Annotated in this window: 14 protein-coding genes; 7 read left to right on the top strand and 7 right to left on the bottom strand. The window is 68.2% G+C overall.

What is annotated here, in order from left to right; all coding sequences use genetic code 11:
• The first annotated feature begins 38 nt into the window (after positions 1 to 38).
• From EK403_RS01770 to EK403_RS01790, 5 genes are all read left to right on the top strand, one after another.
• Positions 39 to 2,846, top strand: a complete 2,808-nt coding sequence (locus tag EK403_RS01770) for a [protein-PII] uridylyltransferase (protein WP_128775777.1) — start codon at positions 39 to 41, stop codon at positions 2,844 to 2,846.
• A 105-nt stretch (positions 2,847 to 2,951) separates the two neighbouring features.
• On the top strand, positions 2,952 to 4,076 hold the full coding sequence (locus EK403_RS01775; RefSeq protein ID WP_128775778.1) for a trypsin-like serine protease: 1,125 nt from the start codon (positions 2,952 to 2,954) through the stop codon (positions 4,074 to 4,076).
• Positions 4,077 to 4,244: 168 nt separating this feature from the next.
• Positions 4,245 to 5,381 carry a trypsin-like serine peptidase gene (locus EK403_RS01780; RefSeq protein ID WP_245479451.1) on the top strand — a complete coding sequence of 379 codons (1,137 nt, stop codon included), beginning with the start codon at positions 4,245 to 4,247 and terminating at the stop codon, positions 5,379 to 5,381.
• A gap of 89 nt (positions 5,382 to 5,470) precedes the next feature.
• On the top strand, positions 5,471 to 6,535 hold the full coding sequence (locus EK403_RS01785; protein ID WP_245479452.1) for a fatty acid desaturase family protein: 1,065 nt from the start codon (positions 5,471 to 5,473) through the stop codon (positions 6,533 to 6,535).
• A gap of 117 nt (positions 6,536 to 6,652) precedes the next feature.
• Positions 6,653 to 6,817 carry a YjzC family protein gene (locus EK403_RS01790; RefSeq protein ID WP_128775779.1) on the top strand — a complete coding sequence of 55 codons (165 nt, stop codon included), beginning with the start codon at positions 6,653 to 6,655 and terminating at the stop codon, positions 6,815 to 6,817.
• A gap of 64 nt (positions 6,818 to 6,881) precedes the next feature.
• Here EK403_RS01790 and EK403_RS01795 read toward each other — a convergent pair whose 3' ends face one another.
• Both EK403_RS01795 and EK403_RS01800 read right to left on the bottom strand, forming a co-directional pair.
• A complete protein-coding gene (locus EK403_RS01795) occupies positions 6,882 to 7,631 on the bottom strand; it encodes an SDR family NAD(P)-dependent oxidoreductase (protein ID WP_128775780.1) in 750 nt (249 codons plus the stop codon).
• 86 nt (positions 7,632 to 7,717) lie between these two features.
• Positions 7,718 to 8,011, bottom strand: coding sequence for an ArsR/SmtB family transcription factor (locus EK403_RS01800; RefSeq protein WP_128775781.1), 294 nt, complete (start codon positions 8,009 to 8,011; stop codon positions 7,718 to 7,720).
• Positions 8,012 to 8,134: 123 nt separating this feature from the next.
• On the opposite strand from EK403_RS01800, the gene EK403_RS01805 reads away from it, so the two are divergent.
• Together EK403_RS01805 and lepA are read left to right on the top strand one after the other, a co-directional pair.
• Positions 8,135 to 9,598: an acetamidase/formamidase family protein gene (locus tag EK403_RS01805; protein ID WP_128775782.1), complete on the top strand. Its 1,464-nt coding sequence runs from the start codon at positions 8,135 to 8,137 to the stop codon at positions 9,596 to 9,598.
• Between the two features lie 87 nt (positions 9,599 to 9,685).
• Positions 9,686 to 11,491 carry a translation elongation factor 4 gene (lepA, locus tag EK403_RS01810; RefSeq protein WP_128775783.1) on the top strand — a complete coding sequence of 602 codons (1,806 nt, stop codon included), beginning with the start codon at positions 9,686 to 9,688 and terminating at the stop codon, positions 11,489 to 11,491.
• Positions 11,492 to 11,513: 22 nt separating this feature from the next.
• Here lepA and EK403_RS01815 read toward each other — a convergent pair whose 3' ends face one another.
• From EK403_RS01815 to EK403_RS01835, 5 genes are all read right to left on the bottom strand, one after another.
• Positions 11,514 to 12,791, bottom strand: coding sequence for a sensor domain-containing diguanylate cyclase (locus tag EK403_RS01815; RefSeq protein WP_128775784.1), 1,278 nt, complete (start codon positions 12,789 to 12,791; stop codon positions 11,514 to 11,516).
• 95 nt (positions 12,792 to 12,886) lie between these two features.
• Positions 12,887 to 13,303, bottom strand: coding sequence for a very short patch repair endonuclease (locus tag EK403_RS01820; RefSeq protein WP_128775785.1), 417 nt, complete (start codon positions 13,301 to 13,303; stop codon positions 12,887 to 12,889).
• The gene (locus EK403_RS01825; RefSeq protein WP_128775786.1) at positions 13,303 to 14,451 is read right to left on the bottom strand and encodes a DNA cytosine methyltransferase; all 1,149 of its coding nucleotides are present in this window, start codon (positions 14,449 to 14,451) and stop codon (positions 13,303 to 13,305) included. The genes EK403_RS01820 and EK403_RS01825 overlap by 1 nt, the downstream gene beginning before the upstream one ends.
• Positions 14,452 to 14,517: 66 nt before the next feature.
• Complete coding sequence (locus EK403_RS01830) at positions 14,518 to 14,706, bottom strand: YegP family protein (RefSeq protein WP_128775787.1); 189 nt, start codon at positions 14,704 to 14,706, stop codon at positions 14,518 to 14,520.
• A gap of 94 nt (positions 14,707 to 14,800) precedes the next feature.
• Positions 14,801 to 15,675: OB-fold nucleic acid binding domain-containing protein (locus EK403_RS01835; RefSeq protein WP_245479454.1), on the bottom strand; the 875-nt coding region annotated here is incomplete at its 5' end.

Below are 15,675 nucleotides of genomic sequence, written 5' to 3' on the forward strand. Positions count from 1 at the left end.
ATGTTCGCGCCTCCGAAGCAGGGTCCCCGCGAGTCTCGATGTCCACCGTTCGCCAACGCCTGCGCGCCGCGCGCAACATGCGCGCGCTGGTCGACCGCGAGGCGCTGATCGCCGACCTGGCGAAGATCACGGCCGAGCATCGCGGGCAGTCGCGGGAGCGGCACGCGGCCGTCGTCGCAAGGCTGAAGAAGGCGCTCGCCGACGGTCGCGCGATCGCGCGCGCGTGGCTCAACGAGGACGGCGCGGGAACGGCCTGCGCGGAGCGGCTCTCGGCGCTGATGGACGCTGTGGTCCAGGCGCTCCACCACCATGTGGTCACCGACCTCTACCCGCTCGCCAACCCCTCCTCGGGCGAGCGCGTCTGCGTGATCGCGGTCGGAGGCTACGGCCGCGGCACGATGGCCCCGGGCTCCGACGTCGACCTTCTGTTCCTCGTCCCCTTCAAGGCGACCGCCTGGGCCGAGAGCGTGGTCGAGGCGATGCTCTACGTGCTGTGGGACATGGGGCTCAAGATCGGCCACTCCCGCCGCTCGATCGACGAATGCATCCGGCTTTCCCGGGCCGACATGACGATCCGCACGGCTGTCCTCGAATCGCGCTTCATCGCCGGCGACGAAAATCTGTTCGAGGAGAAGGTCCGCCGCTTCGACGAGGAGGTCGCGGCCGGCACCGCGGCGGAGTTCGCGTCGGCGAAGCTCGCCGAGCGCGACGAGCGCATCGGCAAGGCCGGCGGCTCGCGCTATCTCGTCGAACCCAACGTCAAGGAGGGCAAGGGCGCGCTTCGCGACCTCAACACGCTGTTCTGGATCGGAAAATACGTCTACCGGGTGCGCGACGTCGGCGATCTCGTCGACGCCGGACTGTTCTCCGCCGCGGAGCTCCGCCTGTTCCGGAAATGCGAGGACTTCCTCTGGGCGGTGCGGTGCCATCTGCACTTCATCACCGGCCGCGCCGAGGACCGGCTGTCTTTCGACCTGCAGCGCGAGATCGCGGTGGCGCTCGGCTACACCGAGCATCCCGGCCTCAGGGACGTCGAGCGCTTCATGAAGCACTACTTCCTGGTGGCGAAGGACGTCGGCGACCTGACGGCGATCGTCTGCCACGCGCTCGAGGCCCGGCACCAGAAGCCGAAGCCGCGGCTCGACCGGTTCCTCACCCGCTTCCGCAAGTCGAACCGGCGGGCCGCTCCCGAAAACGGCGCGTTCGTGATCGACGGCGACCGCCTCAACGTCCATGACGATCAGGTCTTCGCGCGCGATCCCGTCAACCTGATCCGCTTCTTCAAGATCATGGACGCGCATGAGCTCGCCGGGCACCCGGCGGCCGCGCGGCTGATCACCAAGTCGCTCAAGCTGCTCGACGGCAAGCTGCGCGACGACGCCGAGGCGAACCAGCTCTTCCTCGAGATCCTGACCTCGAAGCGCTCGCCCGAGAAGATCCTTCGGCGCATGAACGAGACCGGCGTGCTCGGCCGCTTCATCCCGGATTTCGGCCGGATCGTCGCGATGATGCAGTTCAACATGTACCACCACTACACGGTGGACGAGCATCTGCTGCGCTCGATCGGCATGCTGTCGGAGATCGAGGCCCGCCAGGCGGCGGACCAGCATCCGCTTGCGAACGAGCTCATGCCGACCCTGCGCGACCGGGTCGTGCTCTATGTCGCGCTGTTCCTGCACGACATCGCGAAGGGCCGCCCGGAGGATCATTCGATCGCGGGCGCGCGCATCGCGCGCAGGCTCTGCCCGCGTCTGGGCCTCGGCGCGGCGCAGACCGACACGGTGGCCTGGCTGATCGAGCAGCACCTGACAATGTCGATCATCGCCCAGTCGCGCGACCTGTCGGACAGACGCACCATCGAGGACTTCGCCAAGATCGTGCAGAGCCCCGAGCGGCTGAAGATGCTGCTCATCCTGACGATCGCCGACATCAAGGCGGTGGGTCCGGGGGTCTGGAACGGCTGGAAGGGACAGCTGCTCAGGACGCTCTACTGGGAGACCGAGCTGGTGCTGACCGGCGGCCATTCGGCCGGCGATCGGCGCAGCCTCGTGGACGCCTCGAAGGCGGAGCTGCGCGAACGGCTCCCCGACTGGAGCGACACGGAATTCGCCGCCTACGCCGAGCGCCACTATGCGCCCTATTGGCTGAAGACCGAGCCGGAGCGCGCCGAGCGCCAGGCGCGGTTCGCCGTCAAGGCTGCGGCTGCAGGCGAGACGCTCGCGACCGACGTCTCGACCGACGCCTTCCGTGGCGTGACCGAGGTCACGGTGCTCGCGCCCGACCATCCCAGGCTGCTTTCGACCATCGCCGGCGCCTGCGTCGCGGCCGGCGCCAACATCGTGGACGCGCACATCAACACCACGACCGACGGCTTCGCGCTCGACACGATCTTCATCGGCCGCGCCTTCCCGCAGGACGAGGACGAGTTGCGCCGGGCCGCGCGGGTCGCCGAGGCGGTGGAGAGGTCGCTGCGGGGCGAGATCAAGCTGTTCGAGATGGTGGCGAAGCGCCAGGAGGCCGGCGCGAAGTCCAAGGTGCGGGCCTTCGAGATCGAGCCCGAGGTCACGATCACCAACGCCTGGTCTGACCGCCACACGGTGATCGAGTTGGTCGGCCTCGACCGCCCGGGCCTGCTCTACGAGCTCACCGACGCGCTCTCGAAGCTCAATCTCAACATCGCCTCGGCTCATGTTGCGACCTTCGGCGAGCGGGCCGTCGACGTGTTCTACGTGACCGACCTCACCGGCGCGAAGATCGCGAACGCCAACCGCCAGGCCGCCGTCCGGACCCGCATGAAGTCGGTGCTGGAGAACGGGTCGCGCAAGGGCAGGAGCGCCGCGCATTAAGGCCGCGGGCGCCGTACGTAATGCTACCTACACGCCTTTCGCTTAAGGGGCGCCGGCGGTCGTGGCATATGCAGAACGCGGTGTTTCTGAGCGGGAGGTGAGCCGATGCGCGCCCTGAAACTTCTGGTCGTGGCCGTCCTTGCGGTCGGCGTCGTCCATGACGCGACAGCCGAGATCGTACGTTCGCCAGGCGGCAAGATCATAGGCTTTCGCGTACGCGATGCCTCTCCGCCGGACTACGCCAACGCGCGCCCGTTCCCAACGCCGCGCGCGGACGCCCCCTCGGCCCCACAGGCCGACCTCATCCGCCGGGGCGCCGACGTCAAGTTTCCGGGCAAGCCGTCCTTCGTCGAGGGCGGCGAGGGCGACGGCGAACGCACGCCCGAGCGGCTGCCGGTCAACAGGGCGCTCCAGGAGCTCGAGGCGCCGCCTCCGCCGGAGCTGGGCTCATCCGACAAGCCCTACACGACCTCGCTGGTGCGGCCCGCGGACCAGGACTGGCACCGCGTCGCTGGCAAGATCTTCTTCGTCCAGAACGGCGAATCCTTCGTCTGCAGCGGCTCTCTCGTGAAGCCCGGCGTCGTGATCACCGCCGCCCATTGCGTCGCCGACTATGGCAAGAACGTCTTCTACCGCGACTGGGAGTTCGTGCCCGCCTACCAGAACGGCGACGCGCCTTACGGCCGTTGGACGACCCAGATGGTGCTCGCGCCGAACGCCTATCTCGATGGGACCGACCCCTGCAGTCAGCGCGGCGTGGTGTGCCGGAACGACGTCGCCGTCCTGATCCTCAAGGCGAAGTCCGGCAAGTATCCGGGCCGCCAGACCGGCTGGTTCGGCTGGGGCACGAACGGCTTCGGCTACAACCGCAACTCGCAGGTCCAGCTCACGCAGCTCGGCTATCCGGTCGCGCTCAACAAGGGCGAGATGCAGATCCGCACCGACGCGCAGGGCTCGACCGACCCGACTCGGGTCGACAACACCGTCTTCGGCTCGCTGCAGACCGGCGGCTCGAGCGGCGGCCCGAACCTGATCAATTTCAACAACTCCGTGAAGCGCGCCCGCGGAACCTCGGCGGGCAAGCAGGGCAACCGCAATCTCGTGATCGGCGTGACCAGCTGGGTCGGGCCGGACCAGTCCAAGGAGATGGGCTCCTCGCTGTTCACCGACGACAATGTCAGCTCGCTCGTCAATGACGCCTGCAACCGGTTCCCCAAGGCTTGCAACTAGGGCTGAACGACCCGATCGCCGCGCGGACGACCCGACGCGTAATCGGTCGATAATTTCTGCGTTTACTGTGACGCCGAGGCCGGGCTAAGAGACGGCTCGCGCCCGACAGAAATGAGCGTTGCGTCCTCCACGGGCTCCTTCCCATCCCTTCGGTCCCGAGGGCGCAGAATGTCGATCAAGAAGGCGCTCGCATCCGCGGGCCTCTGCCTCGCGCTTGCTGTCCCCGCCGCGGCCGAGACCGTTCGGCTCTCGCCCGGCGGCGAGACCACGTACAAGACGGTCCAGCAGAAGGGCGACATCGACTATGCGGGCGCGAAGCCCGCGCCGATGCCGCAATTGCGAACCGCCCCCCGGTCGCAGCTCGAAATGCTCGCCAAGCCGGCCTCGCCGCGCTTTCCGGCCCCCCCGGAGCTCACGCCCGGGGGCGAAGGCGACGGCCGCGAGGACCCGGTGATCCTTGCGGTTCCGCAGGCCGGGGCCGAAGATGAGCTCCCCGCCCCACCCGAATTCGGGACCAGCGGCCAGCCCTACACGACGACGCTCGAGGATCTCGCCAAGGCCGATCCGCAGCGCCGCGCCGGCAAGATCTTCTTCAAGGACCGCGGCGAGACCTTCGTGTGCTCCGGCGCGCTGATCGATCGCGGGCTGATCCTGACCGCCGCCCATTGCGTCGCGCAGTTCGGCGCCCGCCGCTTCTTCGACAATTGGCGCTTCGTGCCAGGATATCGCAACGGATCCGCGCCCTATGGCGAGTGGAAGACCCAGACCGCCTTCGTGCCGAAATCCTACCATGACGGCACTGCGTTCTGCACGACGGCGGGCGTCACCTGCGAGAACGACGTCGCGATCCTGGTCGCCGAGCCCAAGGGCGGCGACTATCCGGGCCAGCGCGTCGGGTGGTTCGGCTACGGAACGAACGGTTTCGGCTTCACGCCGCTCGGCCAGACGCTGGTCGCGCAGCTCGGCTATCCGACCAGCCTCAACCGCGGCCAGCGGATGATCCGCACCGACTCGCAGGGTGGCGTCGACGGCTCGCTCGCGGACAACACCATCATCGGCTCGCTGCAGACCGGCGGGTCCAGCGGCGGCCCCTGGATCATCAATTTCGGCGACGCCGCCTCGCTGTCGGAGGGCCTCAAGCGCGGGTCCCGCGCGAACCGGAACGTCATCATCGGCGTCACGAGCTGGGGCTATGTGGGAACCGGCGCCGGGATCAAGCAGCAGGGCGCTGCGCCGCTCACGTCGCAGAATCTCGGCGTGCTGGTGAAGGACGCCTGCAAGAAGGTCCCCCGCGCCTGCAGCTGACGCGCGCCAGCCGCGCCCAAGCAGGGTGTCTCCGGGCAGGCCGAAATGGTATAAACTTTGGCATGATAGAGCCCCTGAAGACAGCGTCCATGACGTCGCCAGCGCCCGACCGCAACCTGCCGGCCGCAGCCTACAAGCTCTGCGCCGATCTGGTCGCGGCGAAGCCCGCGATCTACTGGGCGGACCTGATCGCGACGGCGCTCGTGGCCTATGCGGGCTTCGCGCTCGCCGTGCTCGCCTCGTCGACGCCGCTGCGGGCCGCGGCTTTCGTGGTCTCGGCGCTCGCCTTCTATCGCGGGGTGAGCTTCATCCACGAGGTGAGCCATCTGCGCCCGCAGGACGTGCCGGGCTTCAAGGCGGGCTACAACGCGCTGATCGGCGTGCCCTTCCTCGTGCCATCGCTGATGTATGAGGGCGTGCACAATCTGCATCACGCCAAGACCCGCTATGGCACCGTCCAGGACCCCGAATACATGCCGCTCGGCCACGGCGCGCTCTGGCAGGTGGTCGCCTTCGTCGTGGTTTCGGCGCTCGCGCCCTTCGGCCTGCTGATCCGCTTCGCCGTGCTGACGCCGATCGCGGCGCTGGTCCCGCCGTTCCGCCGCATCGTGGTCGAGCGCTTCTCGGCGCTCGCCATCAACCCTCTGTTCCGCCGCGAAATGCCGACCGGCGGCCAGTTGCGGCTCTGGCTATGGCTCGAAGCGCTGTGCTCCGTCTGGGCCGTCACGCTGGTCGCGCTCACCATCGCCGGCGTGATCTCGCCGACGGTGTTCTGGACCGGGCTCGCGCTCGGCTCCGCCGTGGCGCTCGTCAACCAGATCCGCACGCTCGTCGCCCATCACTGGGAGAACGAGGGCGAGGAGATGACGCCGACCGAGCAATTCCTCGACACCGTCAACGTGCCGCCGCCCGCGACGCTGCCGATGCTCTGGGCGCCGGTCGGGCTGCGCTACCACGCCCTGCACCATCTGCTGCCGCGGCTGCCCTATCACAATCTCGGCCAGGCCCATGCGAGGCTGATGGAGATGCTGCCGGAGGGCTCGCCCTACGCCCAGGGCAATTCCCGCGGCTTCTGGGAGGTGGTCGTGCGGCTGGTCGCGTTCATCCGCGGCAGACGCGCCGCGCGGCCGGCCGAGATCGTCCCCGGCGAGTGAATTCTAAACATGGTTGTACTAATTTTATGATGCAATTTTAGATTGATTGCCTAACGAAAATGCTGTTTTTGGTGACGCTCACACCGTCGTGTGAGTCGCCCTGAACGGAGTTTTCAAATGGCCGACAAATACTGGGCCGGTCAGGTTTGTCCTTCGACCGGAACCTATGGGCAGTATCACGACATCGACAATAGTTATGCCGGAACCGCGCATGACAGGCGTGTAGAAGCCGGCGAGAGATTTCCGCCGTCTCTCAACAACCATCACTACGAGAAGAAGTAGACTACATCGCCGCTTTGGAGTTTGGGACGGCCACTGCGCCGTCCCAAACGTTCACGCGCTTCGTTCAGCGCTGGCCGCCCGAGGCCATGAGCGAGTCGCCGGTGATCCAGGACGAGGCGTCGGAGGCCAGGAACACCGCGGCCTTGGCGATGTCTTCGGGCTGGCCGAGACGGCCGAGCGGCGTCGCGGCCACCATCTGCTTAGCGAATTCGGTGCCCGCGATTCCGGTCGCATGGAAGCCTTCGGTCTCGGTCGCGCCGGGGTTCAGCGAATTGACCCGGATCTTGCGCGGGCCGAGTTCGGCCGCGAAGTGGCGCGTCAAATGGTCGAGCGCGGCCTTGGTGGACGAATAGACCGACGCCGTTGGGGTCACGGCGAACGCCGCGACCGACGAGACGTTGATCACGCTGCCGCCCTCCGGCCCGAAGCGCTTCGCGGCCTCCTGAAGCGCGAGGATCGGCCCCAGCACGTTGACGTCGAACTGGCGGCGGTACTGTTCCTCCGTGATCTCCTCGATCGGCGCGAACTGGTAGACGCCGGCGTTGTTGACCAGCACGTCGAGCTTGCCGAACGCGTTGTCGCTCTCCTCGAACAGCCGCTTCACGTCGGCGGCTTTCGACATGTCGGCCTGCGCGGCGATCGCCTCGCCGCCCGCGGCCTTGATCTCGGCCACGACCTTCTCGGCGCCGGCCTTGTCGGAGGCGTAGTTCACCACGACCCTGGCGCCCGCCGCGCCGAAGCCTTTGGCGATGCCCGCGCCGATGCCCTTCGAGGCGCCGGTCACGATCGCCGTCTTTCCACTGAGTTCGCCCATGGGACTCCCCTGTCTGAGCTGATCCATTTCGATATTTAGATGATTATCGAAATGATGAGCGCAAGGGGGTTGGCGGACGGGCGCGCTCAGATTTCGGAGAGCCGCGCGAGATAGGCCGCGAGGACCTCGCGGTTGAGGACGAGGTTCGCGCAGCGGCCCTCGCGCAGGATCGAGACCAGGCCCGCCGTCTCGAGCTCCTTCATGTGATGCGAGAGGGTGGCGGCGCTGATGTCCTGCGCCTGATGCAGGCTCGCGCAGGGCGTCGGCTCCGCCTTCGCGCCGATCTCCTTCAAAATCTGCACGCGCCGCGGCTCCGCGAGCGCGCGGGCGATCCGCTCGAACTGACGGTCGGAAAGCCGGACGTCGGGGGGGGTGTCCATGAGCTCTAGATAGTGTCGCCGTGTCGATGACGTCGAGGGCGCCGGAGCGTGCCGCTTGGCGCCGACCTTGCTCATCCCCCGCGCCGGATCTGATCGTCCGACGAAACGAAGGGAATCACGCGCATGTGCTGCGGCGACGACGCCAACTGCCCCGAATTTGAGCTTCACTACCGCACGTTCAAACAGGAGCTCAACGCCGAGAGACGCGGTTTCCTCAAGACCTCATTCGCGGCCGCCGGGGGCTTCGCCGCGCTCGGCGCCGCGGGCGGCGCCGCGGGCGGCGCGTCGCTTGTGACGCCGGCGCTGGCGCAGGCCGCGGCCGCCCGCGGGCCGAGCGAACGAAAGCACCACTACCTGCCGGCGAACGCCGACACCGTGCACTGGGGCTATTTCTCAAAAACGCTGAAGCCGCGCGTCGAGATCGACTCCGGCGACATCGTCACCATCGAGACGCTGACGCATCATGCCTGCGACGATCGCGAGCGCATGGTCGAGGGCGACGAGGGAGCCGAGAGCGTCTTCCTCTGGACCAAGGACAGGAAGGGCGTCGATCGCCGCGGCGCAGGGAGCACGGACCCCAAGATCTACAAGAAGGGTTCAGGCGAAGGCCAGGGCGTCCACGTCATGACCGGCCCGGTCTATGTCCGGGGCGCCGAGCCGGGCGACGTGCTGGAGGTGCGCATCCTCGACTGCGCGCCGCGCCCCTGCGCCAACCCGAAGTTCAAGGGAAAGTCCTTCGGCTCCAACGCCGCCGCCTGGTGGGGCTACCATTACAACGACATGCTGAACGGCGCGAAGCGCGAGGTCGTGACCATCTACGAGGTCGACGCCGCCGGCTCCAAGAGCTGGGCGCAGGCCGTCTATAACTTCAAATGGGTCCCGCAAACCGATCCGTTCGGGGTGACGCACGACACGATCGATTATCCCGGCGTGCCGGTCGACCACGCGAAGACGAGCCGCAACTTCGACGTGCTGAAGGGCGTGCGCGTGCCGATCCGGCCGCATTTCGGCACGCTCGGCCTCGCGCCGGCCGAAGTCGATTTCGTCGACACCATCCCGCCGAACTGGGTGGGGGGCAACATCGACAACTGGCGCATCGGCAAGGGCGCGACGATGTACTATCCCGTCGCGGCGCCAGGCGGCCTGCTGTCGGTCGGCGACCCGCATGCGAGCCAGGGCGACAGCGAGCTCTGCGGCACCGCGATCGAATGCTCGCTGACCGGCGTGTTCCAGCTCATCCTGCACAAGAAGGCGGATCTCGCCGGCACGCCGCTCGAGGAACTCGACTATCCGATGCTGGAGACCAAGGACGAATGGCTCGTCCACGGCTTCTCCTTCGCGAACTATCTGAAGGAGCTCGGGCCCGACGCCCAGACGGCGATCTACGGCAAGTCATCCGTGGACCTCGCCATGCGCGACGCCTTCCGCAAGATGCGCCACTTCCTGATGACGACGCAGAAGCTGACCGAGGACGAGGCGGTGTCGCTGATGTCGATCGGCGTCGACTTCGGCGTCACGCAGGTGGTGGACGGCAATTGGGGCGTCCACGCCGTCGTGAAGAAGGACATCTTCGCCGGACGGGTCTGAGCGCCTGACGGGCTTCTGCGGGGGGCGGGCGGTCGCCTCGCCCTCGTCTCCTTGCCGATTCCCCCGCCCCCTGATATCCGCCGCGGCATGACCGCCGCGCCGCAAAACAACATCCGCAACTTCTCGATCGTCGCCCATATCGACCACGGGAAGTCGACGCTCGCCGACCGGCTGATCCAGCTCACGGGCGGCCTGCAGGACCGCGAGATGCAGGAGCAGGTGCTCGACTCGATGGACATCGAGCGCGAGCGCGGCATCACCATCAAGGCGCAGACAGTCCGGCTGACCTATCCCGCGAAGGACGGCAAGACCTACATCCTGAATCTCATGGACACGCCGGGCCATGTCGACTTCGCCTACGAGGTCTCGCGCAGCCTCGCGGCCTGCGAGGGTTCGCTGCTGGTGGTCGACGCGAGCCAAGGCGTCGAGGCACAGACGCTCGCCAATGTCTACCAGGCGCTCGACAACAATCACGAGATCGTCCCGGTCCTGAACAAGATCGACCTGCCGGCGGCCGAGCCCGACCGCGTCAAGGAGCAGATCGAGGAGGTCATCGGTCTCGACGCTTCCGACGCCGTGCCGATCTCGGCCAAGACCGGGCTCGGCATCGACCTCGTGCTGGAGGCGATCGTCAACCGCCTGCCGCCGCCCAAGGGCGACCCGGAGGCGCCGCTCAAGGCGATGCTGGTCGACAGCTGGTACGACGTCTATCTCGGCGTCGTGGTGCTGGTGCGGATCGTCGACGGCGCGCTGAAAAAGGGCATGAAGATCCGCCTGATGGGCACGGGCGCGACCTACGACGTCGACAAGGTCGGCGTGTTCACGCCCAAGATGACCGACGTCGCGAGCCTCGGGGTCGGCGAGATCGGCTTCTTCACCGGCTCGATCAAGGAGGTGGCCGACACCCGCGTCGGCGACACCATCACCGAAGAAAAGCGCCAGGCCAAGGACATGCTGCCGGGCTTCCGGCCCGCCCAGCCGGTGGTGTTCTGCGGCCTGTTTCCGGTCGACGCCGCGGACTTCGAAGACCTGCGCGCCGCGATGGGCAAGCTCCGGCTCAACGACGCGAGCTTCTCCTACGAGATGGAGACGAGCGCCGCGCTCGGCTTCGGCTTCCGCTGCGGCTTCCTCGGCCTGCTTCATCTCGAGATCATCCAGGAGCGGCTGGAGCGCGAGTTCAACCTCGACCTGATCGCGACCGCGCCCTCGGTCATCTACAAGATCAGCCTGACCAACGGCGACGAGATCGAGCTCCACAACCCGGCCGACATGCCGGACGTGGTCAAGATCGAGGAGATCTCCGAGCCCTGGATCCGCGCCACCATCCTCACCCCCGACGACTATCTCGGGGCGGTGCTGAAGCTCTGCCAGGACAGGCGCGGGTTGCAGATCGACCTCTCCTATGTCGGCAAGCGCGCCATGGTGGTGTACGACCTGCCGCTGAACGAGGTGGTGTTTGACTTCTACGACCGGCTGAAGTCGATCTCGAAGGGCTACGCCTCGTTCGATTACGCCATCACCGACTATCGCGTCGGCGACCTGGTGAAGATGTCGATTCTGGTCAATGCCGAGCCGGTCGACGCGCTCTCGATGCTGGTGCACCGCACGCGGGCCGAGGCGAGAGGCCGTGCGATGTGCGAGAAGCTCAAGGAGCTGATCCCGCCGCATCTGTTCGTCATCCCCGTGCAGGCGGCGCTCGGCGGCAAGATCATCGCGCGCGAGACCATTCGGGCGCTGAGGAAGGACGTGACCGCCAAATGCTATGGCGGCGACGCCAGCCGCAAGCGCAAGCTGCTCGACAAGCAGAAGGCGGGCAAGAAGAAGCTGCGCCAGTTCGGCCGCGTCGAGATCCCGCAGGAAGCCTTCATCGCCGCGCTCAAGATGGACGAGTGAGGCCTACGGTCGAGCCATCTTCTCAGGCGAACTCCACCTCGAGGCTTCTGCCTATCGCGCCGACGAGGCGGCACGGCCGGACGACGCGGTCCGCCTCGATCGACAGCTCGAACTCGCTCGGCAGGCCGAGCGCGCTGACGACGTCGAGCGCGGCGCTGGCGTCCCCCAGACTCCGGATCGTGCATTCGCGTGAGGACATGCGGCGGTTGAACAGGATACGCCCCCGCTTGAACACCCGTCTCCGCGCATGGGCGGCCGGCGCGTTGGCGAGCGGACGCGCCGGCGCGCAGGCGTTGCGGCCGCTGAACTTCGCCGCATAGAGGGCGGCGTCGGCGTCGCGCAGCAGCGCGTCGATGTCGCCGTCGCAGCCCTTGGGCTGGGTCGCCACCCCGAGACTCGCAGTGACCTGAAACACTTGGCCGCCGGCGCTGAAGGTCTGGGCCGCGATCGCCTGGCGCAGGCGTTCGGCGATCTCGAGCGCCTCGCGCTGGTCGGCGTGCGGCAGCACCACCGCGAACTCCTCGCCGCCTATGCGGCCCACCGCGTCCGAGGCGCGGAGCTGGCGCGTGATGGCGGCGGCGCTCCGCGCGAGCACGGCGTCTCCGGCCGGGTGGCCATGCGTGTCGTTCACGCTCTTGAAGTGATCGAGGTCGATGACGGCCAGGCTGAGGTCGTGGCGATGGCGCGCGGCGAGATGGAGCGCGCGCCGCGCCTCGTCGCGGAAGGCGCGGCGCGACAACGCGCCGGTGAGCGTGTCGACGGCGGCGAGTTGGCGAAGCTCGAGCTCGTCAATCACGATCCGCGCGAGATCCATGAGCGTCGCGGCGTCCTCCTCGTCGAAACTGCGGGGGACTGTGTCGATCACGCAGAGCGCGCCGAGCGCGTGGCCGTCGGGGGTCGTGAGCGGCGCGCCGGCGTAGAAGCGGATGCGCGGATCGCCGGTGACCAGCGGATTGTCGGCGAACATCGGGTCGAGCGCGGCGTCGGGCACGATGAGGGGCGTGTTCTGGCGCACGGTCACCGTGCAGAAGGCGGCGTCGCGCGAGGTCTCGGAGAGCTCGAGCCCCTGCCTGGACTTGAACCACTGCCGGTGGCCGTCGACCAGCGACACGGTCGCGATCGGCGTCCGGAAGATCCGTCGCGCCAGCCGAGTGATGCGGTCGAACGTCTCCTCGGGCGGCGTGTCGAGAATGTCGTAGCGGTCGAGCGCCGCAAGCCGGGCGTCCTCGTCGTGGCCCCGCAGGTCGATCTGGTTCGCCGCCTCATGCGCGAGCTGGACGTCGATCACGTCGGTCTCCATGCCGGCTCCCTGGTTCCCCGGTCGAGGACTGACCGGATGTGCGCCCAAGGCACGGGGTTACCCAAAAAAACTTTCCTTACGCTTTGATCGTTCGCTCAATTGCGAGGTTTCGCGGGCGCCTCCAGGAAAGCCGAGAGCCGCGCGTCGAGCGATCCGGCGGCCTTCAGCTCGCACTCCCAGATCGTGAGCGTCTCCCAGCCGAGCTCCGCGAGTTCGCCGCGGACGCGTGCGTCGCGCGCAACGTTGCGGGCGATCTTCGCGCGCCAGTAGTCGGCGTTCGCCTTCGGGGCGCGGGCGCCGCGCGGGCAGTCGTGGCCGTGCCAGAAGCAGCCATGCACGAACACGATCTTGCTGCGAGACGGGAAGACGAGATCCGGGCTTCCGGGAAGGTCCCGGCGGTGCAGCCGGAAGCGATAGCCAAGCGCATGCGCAGCTCGCCTGACCTTCATTTCCGGCCCGGTGTCGCGGCCCTTGACCGCGCGCATGACGGCCGAGCGCGCCGGGTCGGTCATCAGCCTGTGAGACGGGCGACGGCGCGTCCGGCCAGAATGGGCTCGAACAGCGTCTCGGCGAGGAAGCGGACGACCGGCGCGACCACGCCGTCGCCGGCGAGCCGGTAGGCGTCGGTCGCGCCGCGGGGCAGGACGTAGTCGTCGGGCAGCCCCATCAGCCGCGCGGCCTCACGCGGGGTCATGAGCCTCGAACGGACGCGTTCGCCCTCGACCTCGACCACGATCTGACGGCTCGATCCGCCGGCCGGCGTCCGGAGACATCCGGCGAGCCCGTCGAAGCGCGCCTCCGCGCGCTGGATCCTGCCGCCCTTGCCGTCCGGGCGGATGCGCCGATAGGCCGTGCCGACCCTCCGCTCGCCGGACCGCGCGAGGCTTTCGAGCCGCGCGCGGTGGAGCGGGGCCATCAAAGCGAGCAGCGCCTCGGTCTCGGCGGCCTCCGCCCAGCGGGCGTCCCCGGGCTCGGCGTCGATCACGGCGGACAGCGGCGGGCGGTTGGCGCGCGGCGCAGACGGCGCCCACCAGAGCCAGTCGCGGCGCGTCCGGTCATCGATCCCCGCTTGCGCGGCGAGCAACGCGCGGGGGCTCCACGTCCCGCAGGGCGCGGCGAAGGTCAGTCCGTCCGGGACCGCGAGATCTCGGTCGACCGCGACGACGAACAGGCGTGGCCGGGATTGCGGCGTGAAAAGCGCGGCGTCGATCACCAGCGCGCCGAACCGATAGCCGGCTTCCGACAGCGTTCGCGCGATCGTCGCGAAGTCCTCGCCGCCATGCGAGGTGAGCGCCCCGCAGACATTTTCGAGCGCGAGGAGTTTTGGCGCGCGGCCTTCCCGGCGAAGCGCGGCGATCGCGCCCATGAAGCCGAAAAAGGCGCCCGAGCGCGCGCCCGACAGGCCGGCGCCGCTTCCTGCGAGCGACAGGTCCTGGCAGGGAAACGACCCCCAGGCGAGGTCGGCGCGGCCTGGCAGCATCTCGGCCGAGACGTCGTGGACGTCGCCGACATGGAGATCGTGGCCGCCGAAATTGGCGCGGTAGGCCTCGGCCTTCTTCGGCGAGATGTCATTGGCGAACAGGCAGCGCCACGCAGGCCCGAGCCCCGCGCGAGCCATGCCGCCGCCTGCGAAGAACTCATAGAACGTGAAGGCGTTCATGCGCGATCCCGTTGGCCGCCTTACGCCGCGAGGCGGCTCTTCGGACGGCGCATGACGGCCGTCCGTTCAGTCGTCCTTGGTCTGGTCGTCGGTGGCGGCGGCCGGCGCGTTCTTCTTGATCGACTCGATCGCCTTCTCGGCCGAAGCCTTGGCCTTGTAGCCCTCGGAGGCGAACATCGTCTCGCCGTTGCTCGCCTTGAAGCGGAAGCGGAACTCGCCCTTCTTGTCTTTGTAGAGCTCGAATTTATGCGCCATCGATTGATCCCTCCCAGGATGCCTGCGACGCCTAAACGCCAGCACGGAAGCTAAGGCGAATTCTACGGCGCCGCCAAGCGTGAATTCTCCGAAGTCAGTGGAAATCTCGCGACGGCGGCAGGATGCGGACGTTTCTCGGATGGCGGCGGATGTGGATCTGTCGCTCGGGCTGGGGGTGCGCGACCTCGTCGGCGCGCGACAGCGGCGGCTTGAGCTCCCGCTCCGACAGCCGGCCGAGCTCCGGAGTGCGGTCGACCAGCCGCTCGGCGACGAGATGCACGATCCCCTCCGGGCTGCGCTGGACGCGCCCCTCGATCAGGACCAGCCGGGCGCCCATCACCTCCTTGCGAAACGTCTTCATGATGGCCGGCCACACCACGGCGTTGGCGACGCCGGTCTCGTCCGCGACGGTCATGAACACCACGCCCTTGGCGCTGCCGGGCTTCTGGCGGACCAGCACGACGCCCGCGCATCTGAGCCGCCTTCCGTCGCGCGCCTCCCGGACCGTCGCGCAGGTCGCGACGCCCTCGCCCGAGAAAAGTCCGCGCAGGAACTGCATCGGATGGCCCTTCAGCGAGAGCCGCGTGGTCTGGTAGTCGGCCACGACCTGCTCGGAAAGCGGCATTTCGGGGAGCGGCGCGAGTGTCTCCATGCCAAGCTCGGCGGCGTCGGCCGCCTGGAACAGCGGCAGCGTGACGTCGTCGGGCAGCCGCCTCACCTCCCAGAGCGCGGCGCGCCTGTCGAGCCCCATCGAGCGGAAGGCGTCGGCGTCGGCGAGCCTGATCAGGGCGGCCTTCGGCAGGCGGGTCCGGCGGCGCAGCTCCTCGATGGAGGGGAAGGCGGATGTCGGGCGCGCGTCTCCCTCCCCTTTCAAAGGGGAGGGTGGACTTGGCCGCAAGGCCGAGGCCGGGTGGGGATCGGGCAGGATCGAGCTCAGTCCGGCCCGAGCCCCCCCCCGCCCCCCCCCTT

It is taken from the genome of Hansschlegelia zhihuaiae, assembly GCF_004103825.1.
Classification (GTDB): domain Bacteria; phylum Pseudomonadota; class Alphaproteobacteria; order Rhizobiales; family Methylopilaceae; genus Methylopila; species Methylopila zhihuaiae.